Annotated in this window: 12 protein-coding genes; 5 read left to right on the top strand and 7 right to left on the bottom strand. The window is 70.7% G+C overall.

The features are described 5' to 3' along the window. Nucleotides 1-75 precede the first annotated feature (75 nt). From ABCU91_RS05290 to ABCU91_RS05280, 3 genes are all read right to left on the bottom strand, one after another. Nucleotides 76-2160, bottom strand: coding sequence for a S9 family peptidase (locus tag ABCU91_RS05290; protein ID WP_413355065.1), 2085 nt, complete (start codon nucleotides 2158-2160; stop codon nucleotides 76-78). Between the two features lie 44 nt (nucleotides 2161-2204). Further along, entirely contained in the window at nucleotides 2205-2777 is a 573-nt protein-coding gene (locus tag ABCU91_RS05285) for a cysteine hydrolase family protein (protein WP_413355064.1), read from the bottom strand. A 68-nt stretch (nucleotides 2778-2845) separates the two neighbouring features. Next, nucleotides 2846-5731 carry a carboxypeptidase regulatory-like domain-containing protein gene (locus tag ABCU91_RS05280; RefSeq protein WP_413355063.1) on the bottom strand — a complete coding sequence of 962 codons (2886 nt, stop codon included), beginning with the start codon at nucleotides 5729-5731 and terminating at the stop codon, nucleotides 2846-2848. A 102-nt stretch (nucleotides 5732-5833) separates the two neighbouring features. Here ABCU91_RS05280 and ABCU91_RS05275 point away from each other — a divergent pair, with 102 nt between their 5' ends. Further along, nucleotides 5834-7489 carry a RecQ family ATP-dependent DNA helicase gene (locus tag ABCU91_RS05275; RefSeq protein WP_413355062.1) on the top strand — a complete coding sequence of 552 codons (1656 nt, stop codon included), beginning with the start codon at nucleotides 5834-5836 and terminating at the stop codon, nucleotides 7487-7489. Nucleotides 7490-7594: 105 nt separating this feature from the next. Here ABCU91_RS05275 and ABCU91_RS05270 read toward each other — a convergent pair whose 3' ends face one another. From ABCU91_RS05270 to ABCU91_RS05260, 3 genes are all read right to left on the bottom strand, one after another. Then, nucleotides 7595-8479 (bottom strand): aldo/keto reductase, encoded by an 885-nt coding sequence (locus ABCU91_RS05270; protein ID WP_413355061.1) that lies wholly within the window; start codon nucleotides 8477-8479, stop codon nucleotides 7595-7597. Nucleotides 8480-8555: 76 nt separating this feature from the next. Next, nucleotides 8556-10265 carry a long-chain-fatty-acid--CoA ligase gene (locus ABCU91_RS05265; RefSeq protein WP_413355060.1) on the bottom strand — a complete coding sequence of 570 codons (1710 nt, stop codon included), beginning with the start codon at nucleotides 10263-10265 and terminating at the stop codon, nucleotides 8556-8558. A gap of 67 nt (nucleotides 10266-10332) precedes the next feature. Beyond that, nucleotides 10333-10947, bottom strand: coding sequence for a TetR/AcrR family transcriptional regulator (locus ABCU91_RS05260; protein WP_413355059.1), 615 nt, complete (start codon nucleotides 10945-10947; stop codon nucleotides 10333-10335). A gap of 74 nt (nucleotides 10948-11021) precedes the next feature. Between ABCU91_RS05260 and ABCU91_RS05255 the strand changes: the two genes are divergently transcribed. The 3 genes from ABCU91_RS05255 (at nucleotide 11022) to ABCU91_RS05245 (ending at nucleotide 13287) form a co-directional block, all read left to right on the top strand. Then, nucleotides 11022-11633, top strand: a complete 612-nt coding sequence (locus ABCU91_RS05255) for a GNAT family N-acetyltransferase (RefSeq protein WP_413355058.1) — start codon at nucleotides 11022-11024, stop codon at nucleotides 11631-11633. 9 nt (nucleotides 11634-11642) lie between these two features. Then, the gene (locus tag ABCU91_RS05250; RefSeq protein WP_413355057.1) at nucleotides 11643-12155 is read left to right on the top strand and encodes a DUF2087 domain-containing protein; all 513 of its coding nucleotides are present in this window, start codon (nucleotides 11643-11645) and stop codon (nucleotides 12153-12155) included. 64 nt (nucleotides 12156-12219) lie between these two features. Then, nucleotides 12220-13287 (top strand): sodium:calcium antiporter, encoded by a 1068-nt coding sequence (locus tag ABCU91_RS05245; protein ID WP_413355056.1) that lies wholly within the window; start codon nucleotides 12220-12222, stop codon nucleotides 13285-13287. A 7-nt stretch (nucleotides 13288-13294) separates the two neighbouring features. Here ABCU91_RS05245 and ABCU91_RS05240 read toward each other — a convergent pair whose 3' ends face one another. Next, nucleotides 13295-14341, bottom strand: a complete 1047-nt coding sequence (locus ABCU91_RS05240; protein WP_406922632.1) for an LD-carboxypeptidase — start codon at nucleotides 14339-14341, stop codon at nucleotides 13295-13297. Between the two features lie 109 nt (nucleotides 14342-14450). On the opposite strand from ABCU91_RS05240, the gene ABCU91_RS05235 reads away from it, so the two are divergent. After that, complete coding sequence (locus ABCU91_RS05235) at nucleotides 14451-16514, top strand: PhoX family protein (RefSeq protein ID WP_406922633.1); 2064 nt, start codon at nucleotides 14451-14453, stop codon at nucleotides 16512-16514. The last annotated feature ends 44 nt before the right edge of the window (nucleotides 16515-16558 follow it).

The following is a 16558-nucleotide window of genomic DNA, read 5'->3' as shown; positions in this document are numbered from 1 at the left end:
CTGGGTCGGTTCCGGGGACGCGGGATGCCGCGACGCGGCATCCGTCGCGACTGATCGCGTCCCCGGAACGGGTCCTCAGCCGAGCCCGGCGACCCTCGGCGCGGGCTCGCCGTGCACGTGCTCACCGAGGAAGCCGAAGACCGTCTCGTACCAGACGACCGCGTGCTGGGGCTTCAGCACCCAGTGGTTCTCGTCGGGGAAGTACAGGAACCGGTGCACAGTCGTGCCGTCGTCCTCACCGAAGTGCTCGTTGAGCTCCGACCACAGGCGCAGGCTCTCACCGATCGGCACCCGATAGTCGCGATCGCCGTGGATCACGAGCATCGGGGTCGAGATGTCCGTCACGAAGCGGTGCGGTGAGTTCTCCACCATCGCCTCGGGTGTGAAGATCTCCTGCCAGTACGACGAACTGTCGGTCGTGCCGGCGAACTGGTCGAGCGCCCACAGGCTCGCGTGCGTCACGATCGCGCGGAAGCGGTCGGTGTGCCCGGCAACCCAATTGGCCATGTACCCGCCGAACGAGCCGCCCATCGCGGCCGTCTTGGTCTCGTCGATGTCCGCGCGCGCGACGACCACGTCGGTGATCGACATGAGGTCGGTGTACGGCTTCTCGCCCCAGCTGTTCCACCCTCGGGCGATGAACTCCAGGCCGTAGCCGGTCGACAGCGCCGGGTCGGGCAGCAGCACGGCGTAGCCGCGGGCGAGCGCGAGCTGCGGGCTCCAGCGCCAGCTCCACGCGTTCCAGCTGTTCAGCGGTCCGCCGTGGATCCAGAGCAGCAGCGGAGCGGGGGATGCCGCATCCGTCCCCTCCGGCAGGAGCAGCCAGCCGCGCACCCGCGCACCGTCCTCGGCCGTCGTCTCGACCTCGGTCATCGTGCCGGCCGGTGTCGGCAGCAGAGCCGGGGTCGCCAGCGCGGTCACGGTGCCGTCCGGGTCGATGCGGACCGGGTGCGGCGGCACCATCCACGACGAACGCAGCGCCACGAGCGCACCGGTCGCGCGGTCGACGGACACGTTCGAGTACGCGTGGTCGTCGGTCGTCAACTGCACGGGCGCCCCGCCGTCGAGCGGCACGCGGAACACCGGGCCGCGCCCGTCCTGGTCGGCGGTGACGATGAGCGCGGTATCGTCGTGCGCGAAAGCGATGCTCGTCGGCCAGCGGTCCCAGCCCTCCGCGAGCCGGCGCGGCTCGGAGCCGTCGATCCCGGCGACCCAGAGCTCCTGATCGGCGGGACCGGTGGGGTCCGAGAACGCCGCCCGGCCGCACGCGATCGACCGGCCGTCGTGGCTGATCGCGGGCGACTCGAAGTACGTCGACCGCTCCTCGAATAGCGTCGTGCGCGCGCCCGAGGCGACGTCGATCGAGACGATCGCGAACCGCTCCGCGCGGCCCTGCGGCAAGCGCATCGCGGCGATGAGGGTGCGGCCGTCGGGGGTGAGCGCCGCGCCGGCGGTATCGGCCGTGCGGCCGGGCGCCGGAGTCAGGTCGCGCGGGCGCGGAAGCGACGCGGGGTAGGGGGTCGTGGCATCCGGTTCGTCCTCCGCCGTGTCCGAGGCGGCGAGCGACCCGATGGTGTCGGCGAGCGCGCCGAGGTCGAGCGAGAGCAGGTGCGGCTCGGCGGGTCCGAGGTCGTGGTCCCAGTAGCGGACGGGGTAGGTCGTGTGCAGGATCGCCGACAGCTTGCGCTCCTTGCGTTCGGCGCGCAGTTTCGCGTCCGCCTCGAAGGAGTCGGCCGAGGGCAGCAGGTCGGCAGCGAGGACGGCGACGGATGCCGCGTCCGCGACGGCCGCGATGCCCGACACTCCCCCGGCCAGGCGTGTGATGGCGCGCGCGTCGCCGCCGTTCGCCGGCAGCAGCCAGAGCTGCGCCGCCTCGTCCTCGCCGTCGCCCTCCGCGTCGGGGCGGGCGCTGACGAACAGCAGGTCGCCGTCCGCCGTGAACGCGGCGCCCTGCTCGCCCTTCGCCGAGCGGGTCAGACGACGGGGCGTGCCGCCGCCGGTCGCCGGGACCTCCCACAACGCACGGTCGTACCCGGTCTTGTCCTTGTTCAGGGTCGCGACCGTCAGGACGGCGCGGGTGCCGTCGGGCGAGAGCGCGACGGCGTCGATGCGGGGCAGGGCGATGTAGTCCTCGAGCGAGGCGAAGGGGTTCTGCGGCATCCGTCCACGCTAACCGCGGACCCCGCCGCGGCGACAGGGCGCGTTCAACGGAACAGGTCGGAGGTGGAGACGACGGTCGCGAACTCGCCGTCGAGGTTCGTCGCCGTGATCGCTGCGAGGGTCGCCGCGGGGATGACGGTGCCGTCCGGCGCCGTCCGGTCGAACGAGTGGGTCGCGTCGAGGGCGAAGTACACGTCGTAGCCGAGGTTGCCGCCCACGCGGGCGGTCGTCTCGCAGCAGTGGTTCGTCGAGATACCGGCGACGACGATCTGCCTTATGTCATTCGCGCGCAGCCACGCGTCGAGGTCAGGCGTGCCGTGGAACGACGAGTTCACGCTCTTCGTGACGAGCAGATCCGGGATGCCGGTGACCTCGGGCTTGAGGTCGTTGCCCACCTGGCCCGGTCGCAGCGGCGACACCGGCGACGTCGAGTCGTGCCGGACGAACACGACCGGCCACTGCCGCTCGCGCCAGCGGACCAAGAGCGCGGCGATGTTCGACTCGCAGGCGGGGTTGTCGCGCTCGCCCCAGTAGACCGTGTCGTCGAACCCGCGCTGCACATCGATGACGACAAGCGCAGCACGGTCGAGGGCGAGGTGTCGCGGCGGGATCTGCACGCATCGAGCCTGACACGCGGAGCTCCCCTCGACGGTCAGGGAGCGGCGGGATCCTGCCAGGCGGTGGGCTATCGACGCACGCGAGCAGTGGCCGCGCTGGACCGCGAATGCGTGGCGTACCCGCTCTTGCTGCCCGTCACCTTCACCGAGATCTTGTCCCCGACGAGGCCGGAGGTGAGCGTCAGCGACGAGCGAGTCGCGCCCTTGATCCGAACACCGTCGGCATACCACTGGTACGTGAGCGACGTCCCACGCGTCCAGGCGCCGGGCTGGACGGTCAACGTCTTGCCGCGAGCGGTCGCCCCGGTGATCCGCGGGGTCGACGAGGTCAGGGTGCCGTAACCGACCGCCTTCGCCGCGCTCGTGCGGGACGCAGTGGCGTAGCCCGCCTTCTTCCCGGTCACCGTGACGGTCAGCTTCGCACCACGGTCGGCTGCGACCGGTGTGTAGGACGACTTCGTGGCCGACGCGATCGGTTTCCCGTTCCGGCGCCATTGATACGTGACCGTGGTCCCGGACGTCCAGCCGGTGGTCCTCGCGGTCACGGAGCGACCGACGGCCGGCGCCGCGGAAAGGGTCGGTGCCGGCGTCGCGAGCACTCGCGTGAGGGCTACGTCCAGCGTCGCGATCCGGCGGTTCATACCGGTCACTTGTGTCGAGTACTTCACCGTCGTGGTTCGGGCGGCGATCTCGACCGTCGTCGTGTGCCCGCCCTCGAGCCACGCCTCGAACCGTCCGTATGAATCCGTGCGCACCGTCACGGTCTCCGTGCGACCCCGCACGGTCACAACGGCCCCCGGAACGGGCGTGCCGCCCTCCCGGACGATTCCACGCAGGGTCGCGTGGTTCAGCTGATCCGTCTCGTCCGGCATCTTCTCGTCGACCCGGACGGTCTGCCCCTCGGCGAGGGTGAACACGCGCGAGGTCCTCCAGTCACCCTCCGAAGCCAGCCACACGGGGGCCACACCGTCCGTCCAGCGGGGATGATCGTCCATCTGCAGGTGGTACCGGCCCGGGAGCAGGCCGACTATCTGGAAACGTCCCTTGGCATCGACGATGCCGGTGCCGGCCCGTGCGACGGAGTTCCTGGTCTCCGCCCACGCGATGACTCGCGCGCCCTCGAACAATTCAGGCAGCTTCGAAGAGAGGGTGCCGACGATCGTCGCCGACTCCGACGGGAGCGTGCGCGCAAGCGTCGGCCTGACAGCCGTCGTCTTCCCGGCGTCGACATGGATGAGGGTGGCATCCGCGAGGTCGCTGCCGCCCCACCAGGTCGTCGTGTAGCGGTAACGATGTTCCGACGTGCTGTCCGCGAAGCGCAGGCGATAGTCGCCGGGCGGCAGGGCGGGGAACGTGACCGGGTCGACCTGCAGAAGATCGCGACCGCGAACCACACCGTCCGCGTCGTACAGCCAGACGGCCGAGCCTGTCACCGGTTCGCCCCGCGGTCCGACAGCGGCGACGGAGATGCTTCCGCTGTTCGCCGCCGTCGCCACACTGAGCCGGTAGTCGACCTTCGAGACCTCTCCGGGCACGACGGTCACGGTCCGTGCTCCCGCGCTGGTCGATGCGCCGTCGTACCAGCCGCCCAGGATGTCGCTGCTTCCGTCCGCGCCCAAGAAGTACTCGCCGGCGTCGAGGTCGTCGAACGCCACCGTCTCGGACTGTCCACGCTCACTGAGCTGTCGCTTGGCGACGAGTTTCAGGTCCCCGTCGTAGAGCGACACCGTCCGACCGACGATCATCTGTGTGGAGCTGACGGTCACGGACAGCGCGCCACGCGGGGATAGGCCGATGTCCAACGGCGTTGTTTCGCCGAGCTGAACCCGCGCGGTCGTCGACAGCTGTGAGTGGCCATTGCCCGACGACGTGATCCGGTACTCACCCGACCGCAGAGCGACGATCCGATACCGCCCCTCCTTGTCCGCCTGCGCCCATCCCGCTTCGACACCCGCGCTCGTGTATGCCGTGACGTAGGCTCCCGCAACGGGTGCGCTCGTTCCTGCGGATACGACCCTGCCCTCCACGACGCCACCCCGAACGAGGTCGGCCGTGATCTCGGTCGTCTGCCGAGAACGGATCGTGATGACCCCGGCATCCGCCCGCGTTTCGCCGGCGGGCCACCAGGTCTCGACGAAATTGTGCATGCCGCGCTCAGGTCTGATGCGCAGGTGATAGTCGCCTGGCGGGAGGTCCTCGGCGTTGATGACGTTGCTGCCGGTGGGTGCGTGGATCTCGCGCACCCCGCCCACGGGGATCAGATCGGCCCGTACCGAGGAGTATCGGCCCGTCGCCACACTCAGCATGCCCGTCGGCTCGACGGACACGGACCACGTCGTGAAACCTTGCGACACGGTGAGCGACGCGGTCGCGACGACGTAATCGCCGTCAGAGGGAGAGTCGACCCTGACGTCGTACTCTCCGGGCGGCAGCAACGAGAACCGGTAGCGGCCGTCACGGTTCGTGGTCTCCCATGGACGAACAGGCCCGTCCAGCGAGACGCTCGCCCCCACGACCGGCTGTCCCGTCAGCGCATCGGTCACGATTCCTGTGACCCCCGGGCCGACGGCTCCGAGCTGCCACGACGTATCGATCGTGCGGCCCTCCGTGAGAGAGACGATCTGAGCCTCTCCCGCGGTCCCCACGCCCGGGTACCACCGGGCGTTGTAGGCCTCGCGCGCCGGATCGTGATGCGAGAACGCGGACACCCGATAATCGCCCGCGGGCAGAGTGCTGCCGAACCTCCCGTCGACGTCAGGAGACGTGTCCGACACGCGCCCGGTGTCGACGTTCTCGAACCGGACGGTCACGTTCCGGACCACGTCGCCGTCAACGTCGGTGAGCACCCCGGTGATACGCGTCGGTGCAACCTCGGCGGCCTGTGCGGGGAGACCGGTGAACACGAGCGCCACGACGGCGATCAGCGCGCCGACGAACCGAAACCGAAACCGCATGCGTCCCCCAGGATGACGTGCCGAACCCCGCGACCGGCATCTGAATACTACGGGCGTGTCAAGGGTGTCCGCGGATGCCGTTTCCTCGACGACCGTGGAGGGATGCCACGCCGCTCCACCCCTGCATCGTCCGCCCCCGATCGCGCCGAGGTCGAGCGCGTCGCCGCCGAGCGGTTCGGCCTGACGCACCTGCGACCGGCGCAGCTCGACGCGATCGAGGCGGCAGCCGGTGGGCGCGACGTGCTCGTCGTCTGGGCGACGGGATCGGGCAAGTCCGCCGTGTACCAGGTGACCGCGGCCCTGCGGCCGGGCGTGACCGTCGTGGTGTCTCCGCTGATCGCGCTGCAGGAGGACCAGCTCGCCGGTCTCGAGCACGCCCCCGACGCGCCGAAGGCCGTGGCGCTGAACTCCGGGCGAGGCGAGAAGGCCCGAGACGAAGCGTGGCGTCGCCTACGCGAGGGCGAGGCGACCTACGTGCTGCTCGCTCCCGAGCAGCTGGCGAACGACGAGGTCGTCGGCGAACTCGCGAAACTCGACATCGCCCTGCTGGCCGTCGACGAGGCGCACTGCATCGCCTCGTGGGGGCACGACTTCCGTCCCGATTACCTGGGTCTCGGCGAGGTCGCCGAGCGCCTCGGGCGGCCACCGATCCTCGCGCTGACCGCGACGGCATCCACCCCTGTCCGCGAGGAGATCGCGGCCCGCCTCGGACTCGACGACCCGTCCATCCACATCGGCGACGTCGATCGTCCGTCGATCCGCCTCGGCGTGCGCCGCCACGGCGACGACCGCGAGAAGCGCGCCGCCGTGGTCGACGAGGTCGCCTCACTTCCCGTGCCGGGGCTGCTGTACACGTCGACCCGCCGCTCGGCGGAGCAGTACGCCGACGACCTGACCGAGCGCGGCAAGCGGGCGCGGGCGTACCACGCCGGTCTCCCGTCGAAGGAGCGGGCGGAGGTGCACCGGCAGTTCCTCTGCGACGAGCTCGACGTCGTCGTTGCGACGAGTGCGTTCGGCATGGGGATCGACAAGGAGAACGTGCGCTTCGTCATCCACGCCGACGTGCCCGAGTCGATCGACGCCTACTTCCAGGAGCTCGGCCGCGCGGGCCGCGACGGCGAGGAGGCCCACGGCACCCTGCACTACCGCGCGGAGGACCTCGCCCTGCGCCGCTACTTCGCGACGAAGAATCCGGATGCCGCCGAGCTCCGCACCCTCATGCGGGCGATGTCGACGCGGGCGCGCCTGAAGTCCGCGCTCGCGAAGGAATCCGGACTGTCACCGCGCCGCGTGACGGGACTCCTCACGCTGCTGATCGACACCGGATCGGCGCGCGCGTCGAAGTCCGGGGTGTCGCTGCGGCGGAACCTCGACGAGCGTGCCGCTGTGAAGGCGGCACTCGAGCGGGTCGAGGAGCGCGAGCGGATCGAGCGCTCCCGCATCGAGACGATGCGCGAGTACGCCGAGACACGGCGCTGCCGACGCCAGGTGCTGCTCGGCTACTTCGGGCAGGACCTCGATGAGCCTTGCGGCAACTGCGACACCTGCGCGGCGGGAGCAGCCGACGCGGTTCGGACCGAGGCATCCGCTTCGGACGCGGGATTCGAGATCGACGAGAAGGTGTCGCACCGCGAATGGGGAGCCGGCACCGTCGTCTCGATCGACGACGACCGCATGCGGGTGTTCTTCGACAGCGAGGGCTACAAGGTGCTCTCGCTCGAGATCGTCGAGCGAGAGCACCTGCTCAAGGCCGGCTGACGTGCCGAGTGCAGGTTCAACGGCAGGTTCGGGCCGCAACGGCCGCCACTCCGCACGATCAACCTGCACCGGGCACAGCGACCGGGCCCCAGGGTCGAGGGGGCCTCAGACCTCGATGCCGACGGCGGCCGAGCAGCGAGCGAGCTCGTCGGCCGAGAGCTCGAGGTTCCGGGCCTGGAACGAGTCGGTGATGGATGCCGGCCGGCTCGCCCCGGGGATGGGGATGACGGTCTCGCCGAGCGACAGCTCCCACGCGAGGACGACCTGCTGCGGGCTGACGCCGTGCGCCTGGCCGATCTCGGCGAACGCACTGAACCGCTCGCCGATCGAGCCGGCGCCGCCGATGCCGCCGAGCGGGCTCCACGGCAGGAAGGCGATGCCGTGCTCAGCGCAGTACGTCAGTTCGCCGTAACTGCCGGGATGCCGCGGCGAGAACTCGTTCTGCACGCTCGTCAGGTTCCCCTCGCCGAGGACCTCCTGAGCGATCTGGATCTCTTCGACGCTCGCGTTCGAGATGCCGACCGAGCGGACGAGGCCCTCGTCCTGCAGCGTCTTGAGGTTCTGCATGATGTCGCCGTAGACCATCCAGCGGTCGGGACGGTGGTACTGGTACAGGTCGATGACGTCGACCTGCAGGTTGGCGAGAGACTTCTGAACGGCGCTGCGCAGGTACTCGAGCGATCCGTCGCGGCCGAAGTCCTTCTCGGCCGTCCGCGTGATGCCGCCCTTCGTGGCGACGACGATCGACGACCGGTCGCCGTCCCAGCCGGCGAGCGCGTCGGCGACGATCCGCTCGTTGTGGCCCATCTCGTCCCAGCTGGGAGCGTAGATGTCGGCCGTGTCGATGAGCGTCACGCCCGCGTCGAGCGCCGCGCGCACCGTCGCGACGGCGTCGTCGTGCGAGGGCAGTCCGTTGCTGTTCATCGACACCGGCATCGCGCCGAGTCCGATGGCCGAGACGGTGAACGGTCCGAGAGTGCGCTGCGACATGAGTCTCCTTCGACGGGGTGGGTTGCGGCATCCACCCTGCCAGTCGACACCGTGCGGCGCGACGACCCTTGACAGATCAGCGCGCGGTCAGCTGCTCCCGCACCTGGCGTCGCAGCACCTTGCCGATCTGCGAGCGCGGCAGATCGTCGAGCTGCACGACCTTGCGGGGCACCTTGTACGACGCGAGGTGCGACCGTGCGAAGTCCTTGAGAGCGGATGCCTCGAACGCCGTTCCCGGCTTCATCACGACTGCCGCGACCACGTCCTCGCCGCCGGCCGGTCGCGGAACTCCCACGACCGCGGCGGATTCGACGTCGGGGTGCAGGGTCAGAACCTGCTCGACCTCGCTCGGGCTCACGTTGAAGCCGCCCGTGATGATGAGCTCCTTGACGCGGTCGACGACCGTGACGAAGCCGTCCTTCGAGACGGTGACGATGTCGCCGGTGCGCAGCCATCCGCCGTCGAGGAGGACCGCGGCGGTCTCCTCGGGGCGGAGCCAGTACCCCTGGAACACCTGCGGGCCGCGGATGAGCAGCTCGCCCGCCTCGCCGGCCGGCCGGTCGACGGTGGGGTCGTCGGGGTCGACCACCCGGATGTCGGTGCTCGGGAACGGCACGCCAACGGTACCCGGGCGCCGCGTCGGGCCGATCGGGTTGCCGAGGGCGACGGGCGAGGTCTCGGTCATGCCGTAGCCCTCGACGAGCAGGCCGCCCGTGACCTCCTCCCACCGCGTCACGGTGGGGACCGGCAGGCTCATGGCGCCCGAGATCGCGAAGCGGATGCTGGAGAGGTCGACGCCCTTGCGGGTGCTCGCGCGCGACAGGGCGTCGTAGATCGGCGGGACGCCGGGCAGGAATGTCGGCGGCGATTTCTTCAGCGCCCCGACGACGAGGTCGACGTCGAACTTGGGGAACAGCACGATCCGCGCCCCGATCGACACCGCGAAGGTCAGGCAGAGGGTCAGCCCGTAGGCGTGGAACATCGGCAGGACGGCGTAGAACGTCTCTGCCCCCTCGGTCAGCCCCGGCACCCACGCGCGCCCCTGCTCAGCGTTCGAGCGGAGGTTTCGGTGCGAGAGGACGGCGGCCTTCGGCATCCCGGTCGTCCCGCTCGTCAGCTGCAGGAGCGCCGTGTCGTCGAGGACGGGACGCGCGTACTTACGGGGGAGGCGGCGCGTGTTCGTGAACTGCGACCACCGGATGATGCCGCGCGCGGTCGGCTTCGCGGTCATCGCCTCGCGCCGCTCCCGCAGCGCCGGCACGGGCAGGCGCAGGGCGGTGCGCATCGCCCACGGCAGGGCGTCGGTCATGTCGACGGCGACGATCGCGGCGGGGGCGACGTCGCTCGGGAACTCGGCGACCATGTCGGCGATCTTGTCCCACACGATCGCGACGACCGCCTCGTGCACTTCGAACTGGTGCCGCAGCTCGCGGGCCGTGTAGGTGGGGTTGTGCTCGACGACGATCGCGCCGATCCGGAGCGCGGCGTAGAACGCGACGATGTGCTGCGGGCAGTTGGGGAGGACGAGCGCGACCCGGTCCCCTGCGGCGACGCCGAGCTTGCGCAGCGCGTTCGCCGCACGCGAGACCTGCTCGCCGAGTTCGGCGTAGGTGGTCTCGGCGCCGAAGAACTCTGTGGCGACCTTCGATCCGTAGCGCGCGACCGAGTGCTCGAGCAGATCGACGAGCGTCTCGTCGACGGGGTCGATGTCGGTCGGGACGCCGGGTGCGTAGGCGGCCAGCCAGGGGCGGTCCTGCAGATCGGATGCCGGCGGTGTCGAAGTCATCGTCGTGTGTCCTCCTCGGTGTCCCGCCAGCGTAGGGCGATTTCTCGATGGGTCTCCTGTGCGTCCGCTACGCGCGTTCGAATCCGGCGAGCCCCGCGGAGAACACCCGGATGACGTCATCGACGTGGTCGTCGTCGCCGGTCGCGAGCCACCACGCAGCAAGCCCCTCGGCCGCCGCGTGCACGACGGCCACGAGCGTCGCCGTCGGCGTGGTCAGGTGGGCCGAACGGGACGCGACCCACGCGTTGACGAGTCGCTCGACCTCGCCGCGCACCGCCTCGGTCTCGGCACGCGCAGCACCGGCGAGCGCCTCGGACGAGCGCGCCGTCGCGGTGAGCTCGGCGAGCCGCTCGTGACGCACGCGGTCGCGCCGCAGCTCGGCGACGAAGGTGTGGAGCGCGGCAGCGACGGCATCAGGGAGAGGGGCCGGGGCGAGCGGCTCGGCCCAGAGCCTGCGGGTCAGGAGTTCCGATTCCCGCTGCAGCAGGGCCGTCACGAGATCGGCCTTCGACCCGAAGGCGTAGCTCACGACGCGATGGGCGACGCCTGCTCGCTGCGCGACGCTGCGGAGCGACAGCGCGGCGACCCCGTCGTGCACCATCACCTCGACCGCGGAATCGAGCAGCTGGCGACGACGATCGTCGACGTCGAGGTAGGTCCGGCGAGGTGACGGGTCGTTCACAGTGATCTCCGAGCGTGCGGCGCGTGGTGGCATCCATACTATTTTGATCCACTCGGACCAATTGAGGAGATCTCATGATCAGCGTGACCCCCGCCCGCGCCACCGACCTCGCTCCCGCCGCCACGATCCTCGCTGAGGCGTTCGCGCAGGACCCCGTCATGTCCGCCGTCGTTCCGGGCAGCCGTCGTCGGCATGAGCGGCTCACCGACCTCTTCCACGGCCTGCTCGCCAGTGGGCCGTACCCGACGGGAACGGTCGACCTCGCGCGGGATGCCGACGGCACGATCCTCGGCGTCGCCGCATGGGAGGGTCCGCACGCCGAGCGGGGGGCGCTCGCTCGGCAGGCGTCGGAGCTCCCCCGCTTCGCGCGGGCGCTCGGCTGGCTCGGGATGCCGCGGGCCCTCGCCCTGCTCTCGCGCCTCGCGCGCCACCGCCCCCGCGCGCCGCACTGGTACCTCGCCGAGATCGGCGTGAGCGCCGCGGCCCGCGGCAGAGGCGTCGGCAAGGCGCTGCTGTCGGCGCAGCTCGACACCCTCGACACGACGCGCCAGGCCGCGTACCTCGAGTCGTCCACGCCCGACAATCGGCGACTCTACCGTCGCCTCGGGTTCGAGGAGCTCAGCCCGATCGAGGGCGTGCCGGGAGCGCGGCCGGTCGCGATGCTGAGACTCCCTGCCGCGAGATAGCGTGCAGGCATGGACCGATCCGGCGATGACCAGTGGCGTCCGCTCGTGGCCGCACTCGCGAACGACCGCGTCCGCGAGGCGTTCGCGCGGCTGACGCTCGGCGCCAGTGCCGACGACGCCCTCGGAGGGCTGTCGCCGTCGCGTCAGCGCCACGTGGTCGAGACACTGCAGCGTGCCGGGCTCCTCACGGCCGATCTGCGGGCGGACGGCGGGGCGTTCGCCCGCGCCCTGGCCGCCGCACCTTCCGCGCCGAGGCCGACGGGGATCGCCCGCTACCTCTCGCGCGAGGGACGTCTGATCGGGTACCCGTCGAATCCGGACGAACGCCGCGAACTGCTGACGCTCCTCGCCGCCCGCATCCTCGCCCCGGGCGAGATCCTGGACGAACGCGGGATCAACGAGCGGCTCGCAGCGCTCACCGACGACGTCGCGGTGCTCCGGCGGTACCTGGTCGATCACGAGCTGGTCGAGCGCACCCGGTCGGGCACCGAGTACGCGCTGGTCGTCGACCAGCCGTCGTAGGAAACACCCTGGCGGCGCCGTCAACCGGTAACGCGACGGCCGTCTCCGGGTGTGCACTGGTGCGGTGAACTCGCTTCCGTTCTTGCTGGTCGTCGTCATCTTCGTCGGAGCCGCCGCCGTCGTCTGGATCGCCGGCATCCAGCTCTCCAAGACCACCGACGTGCTCGACGCACGCTGGCACATCGGCAGCGCCTTCGGCGGGCTGATCATCCTCGCCGTTGCCACGAACCTTCCCGAGATCGCCATCACGGTCAGCGCCGCCGCCGCGGGCAACCTCGGGGTGGCCGTCGGCAACATCCTCGGCGGCATCGCGCTGCAGACCGTCGTCCTCGTCGTGCTCGATGCGTTCGGCCGCCGGGGCCGCGGGGTGAAGCCGTTGACCTACCGGGCGGCATCCCTCGTCCTGGTGCTCGAAGGGCTCGTCGTGGTGGCCGTGCTCGCGGCCGTCGTCGCCGGCAGTCAGCTGCCGGAAGGGCTCGTGGCCCTGCGCCTCACGCCGGACGTCGTCCTCATCACCGCGCTCTGGATCGCGGGACTGATGCTCGTGCAGCGCGCCGGCCGCCACCTGCCCTGGAGCGGCAGCGGAACCGCCGACGGCGTCTCACCGCACACTCCCGGGCATCGCCGCTCGAAGCCGCAGCACCCCCACAAGAGCCGCCCGACGTGGCTCGTCGTCATGATCTTCCTGATGGCCGCCGCAGCGACGCTCGGCGCCGGTGTCGTCCTCGAGCGCGCCGGCGACGCCATCGCCGCGGACATCGGGCTCTCGGGCGTCCTGTTCGGCGCCACGTTCCTCGCCCTCGCGACCTCGCTCCCCGAGATCTCGACCGGTCTCCAGGCGATCCGCCAGGGCGACGACAACCTCGCGGTGAGCGACATCTTAGGGGGCAACGCCTTCCTGCCGGTGCTCTTCCTCGTCGCGACGGTCATCTCGGGACAGGCCGTCCTGCCGCGCGCGGGCGCGACCGACATCTACCTCACGGCCCTCGCCGCCCTGCTGACCCTGGTCTACGTGGTCGGGCTCATCTTCCGCCCGTCGCGGCGAGTGCTGGGGATGGGCGTCGATTCGCTGACGGTTCTCGTGCTCTACGCGGTGGGGATCGCCGGCTTGTTCGCCGTCGCCTCGGGCTGACCCAGGCTCAGTCGTACGACGCGAACACGCGCCGCTCGACGCCGTCGAGGCGCATCGTCCCGCCGTACGGGACGACCCACTGCGGACGGGTGTGGCCGAACGGCACGCCGACGCAGACGACGGCGTCGGGGTTGTACCGGGCGACCAGCCCGGTGACCACCTCGCGCTGCGCCTCGCGGCGCGCGCGGCGGGTCTCGGCATCCGGTTCGTCGCCGAACGTGCTCACCGGAGGCCGCGCGACGACGACACCCGCGACCGCAGCGAGAACGCCTCGCTCCCCCAGCGCGCGGACCCAGCGCGAGACGAGGCGGGGCGAGGGCAGTTCCTCACTCGTCTCCAGCAGGAGGATGCCGCCGCGCAGGTCCTCGAGCTCCGGCATCCGTCCCGCCAGGCCGATCTCGTCGAGCACGTCGAGGCACCCGCCCCACGTGCGACCCTCTACGACCCGCGCCGGTCCGGACCACGACCACGGCTCGGTCGGGACACGATCGCCGAACGAGGTCAGCGCCCGCGGGTCGAGCCAGTCGATGCCGATGTCCTCGGATTCACCCGGTTCGGTCAGCTCGAGCTCGCCGCCGTCGAACAGCGCGGCGCGCAGCGACTGCAGGTGTATGCCGTCGATGCCGGGCCCGGCGCCGATATGCACCTGCGTTGACCCGCCGTAGAAGCCGGGGACGCCCGCCTGCCAGAGCGCGTTCAGCAGGTGCGTGTTGTCGCTGTAGCCGACGAAGGGCTTCGGGTCGGCGAGCGCGCCGGCGAGGTCGACGTGCGGCACGACGGCGATCTGGTCGTCGCCGCCGATGCTGGCGAACACCGCGCGGACATCCGATGCGGCGAACGCCGCCTCGACATCCGCCGCACGGACGTGCGCGTCGGCACCCAGCATCCGCGTCGTCGGAAACTCGACCGGCTCGAGTCCCAGCTCGTCGTGGATGCGCCGGAGCGCCTGCTCATGCACCGCGGGCGCGAAGCCAGGGGCTGCGAACGATGGTGACAGCACGGCGACGCGGTCGCCTCGGCGCAGTTTCGGGAGGGTCCGGAACGAGGCAGGCATGACTTCGTCGTGGCATCCGCGCGACCGTCACCCGGTGTTCACCGGTGATTCACTCAGCCGCAGGAACACCGACGGATCCTGGAACGGACCTGCACGAGAGGACCCTCCTGTGACCACTGTGGAACCCCCCACCACCCGCACGACACTCCCCCTCGCGGCGCACGCCGTCGGCAAGCGCTCCGCCGTGACCTGTCAGTTCAAGTGCGCGAACGCGTGCCTCGGCCCCGAGTGCAACGGCTCGGACAACCCGACGTTCCGCAGCATCGCCGAGGTCGCGCTCTCGCGCCGCATGCTGATCGGCGCCGCTGCCGCGAGCGCGGTCGTCGTCGCCACCGACGCCTTCGGCCTCTCGAGCCCGACGACCGCCTCGGCTCTGCCCGGGGGACCCGTCGAGTCGACGTGGGGCTGGGGTCACAACAGCCTGCCGTTCCAGCCGATCGCTCCCGTCCCGGCATCCGTCGACGCGCTCACGGTCCCGAAGGGCTACACGTGGTCGCCGATCATCCGCTGGGGCGACCCCCTGTTCTCGGACGCGCCGACGTTCTCGCTGGAGGGGCAGAGCCGCGCCGCGCAGGAGCGCCAGTTCGGCTACAACAGCGACTACCTCGACATCCTCGCCGACCGCAGCGGCAAGACGGGCGTGCTCGTGAACAACCACGAGTACGTGAATCCGAACATCATGTTCCCGCCGTCGACGGATGCCGCCGAGCTCCGCCGCCGCGGCGAGGTCTACAAGGCCGCCCAGGGCATGTCGGTCGTCGAGATCAAGCGACGCCGGCGCGGCGCACCGTGGCGCTACGTGGTCGACGGGCGACGCAACCGACGGATCACCGTCGAGACGCTGTTCGAGCTGACCGGGCCCGCCGCAGGATCGGATCTCGTGAAGACGGCCGCAGACCCCGAGGGCCGATGGGTCAAGGGAACGCTCGGCAACTGCGCGGGCGGCACCACGCCGTGGGGCACGATCCTCTCGGGCGAGGAGAACTTCAACGGCTACTTCGCGTGGGCTGCCGACACCGCCGGGCAGAAGCGCTACCAGGCGAGCGCCTCGCGGACGACCTCGACCGGGTGGGAGGCGTACGACCCCCGGTTCAACTCCTTCGACCCGGGATACGTCAACGAGCCCAACCGCTTCGGCTACATCGTCGAGATCGACCCCGAGGACCCCACCTCGACGCCGAAGAAGCACACCGCGATGGGCCGCTTCAAGCACGAGGGCGCGAACGTCATCGTCGCCGAGGACCGTCGCGTCGTCGCCTACATGGGTGACGATGAGCGCAACGACTACCTCTACAAGTTCGTCTCGAAGAACCGCATCAGTTCGTCGCGCAAGAAGAACATGACGCTGCTCTCGGAGGGCGACCTGTACGTCGCGCGCTTCCGCGGCGACTCCCCCGCTTCGCAGATCGACGGCTCGGGGAAGCTCCCCGCCGACGGCGCCTTCGACGGCTCCGGCGAGTGGATCGCGCTCACCCGCCACGGCCGGAGCGTCGTCCCGGGCATGACGACCGAGGAGGTCCTCGTCTACACCCGGCTCGCCGCCGACAAGATGGGTGCGACGAAGATGGACCGCCCCGAGGACGTGCAGCCGAGCCTGCGCACCGGCAAGATCTACGTCGCCCTGACCAACAACTCCGACCGCGGCAAGACGTCGATGGTGGATGAGGCGAACCCCCGCACGGGCAACCGGTTCGGCCACGTGCTCGAGATGACCGAGCGCCGCGGGCAGGCGGGAACATCCTTCGGCTGGAGCATCCTGCTGCAGTGCGGCAACCCGTCGGATCCGAGCACCTACTTCGCGGGCTACCCGAAGGACAAGGTGTCGCCGATCTCCTGCCCCGACAACCTCGCGTTCGACGAGGACGGCAACCTGTGGATCTCGACCGACGGAGCGCCCAGCACGATCGGGTTCAACGACGGCCTGTTCCGGGTGCCGCTCGCGGGTCGCGAGCGCGGACGCGTGCAGCAGTTCCTCGCCGTTCCCCGCGAGGCCGAGACATGCGGGCCGGTGATCCACGCGCGCGAGAAGCTCGTGTTCGTCGCGGTGCAGCATCCCGGTGAGAACGGCACCGTCGCGGCGCCGACGTCGCTGTTCCCCGACTACGGTTCGACGCGACGCGGCGACATCCCGAACGCGCCGCGGCCGTCCGTCGTGCAGGTGTACCCGGCGTGACCGCGAGGTGAGCGGTGCCGGAGGGGGTCGACATCAGGTCGGCC

Origin of the sequence: Microbacterium phoenicis, from assembly GCF_047302325.1 — a bacterium.
In the GTDB taxonomy this organism is placed as follows: domain Bacteria; phylum Actinomycetota; class Actinomycetes; order Actinomycetales; family Microbacteriaceae; genus Microbacterium.
This window is presented reverse-complemented; position numbering and strand designations above follow the sequence as displayed.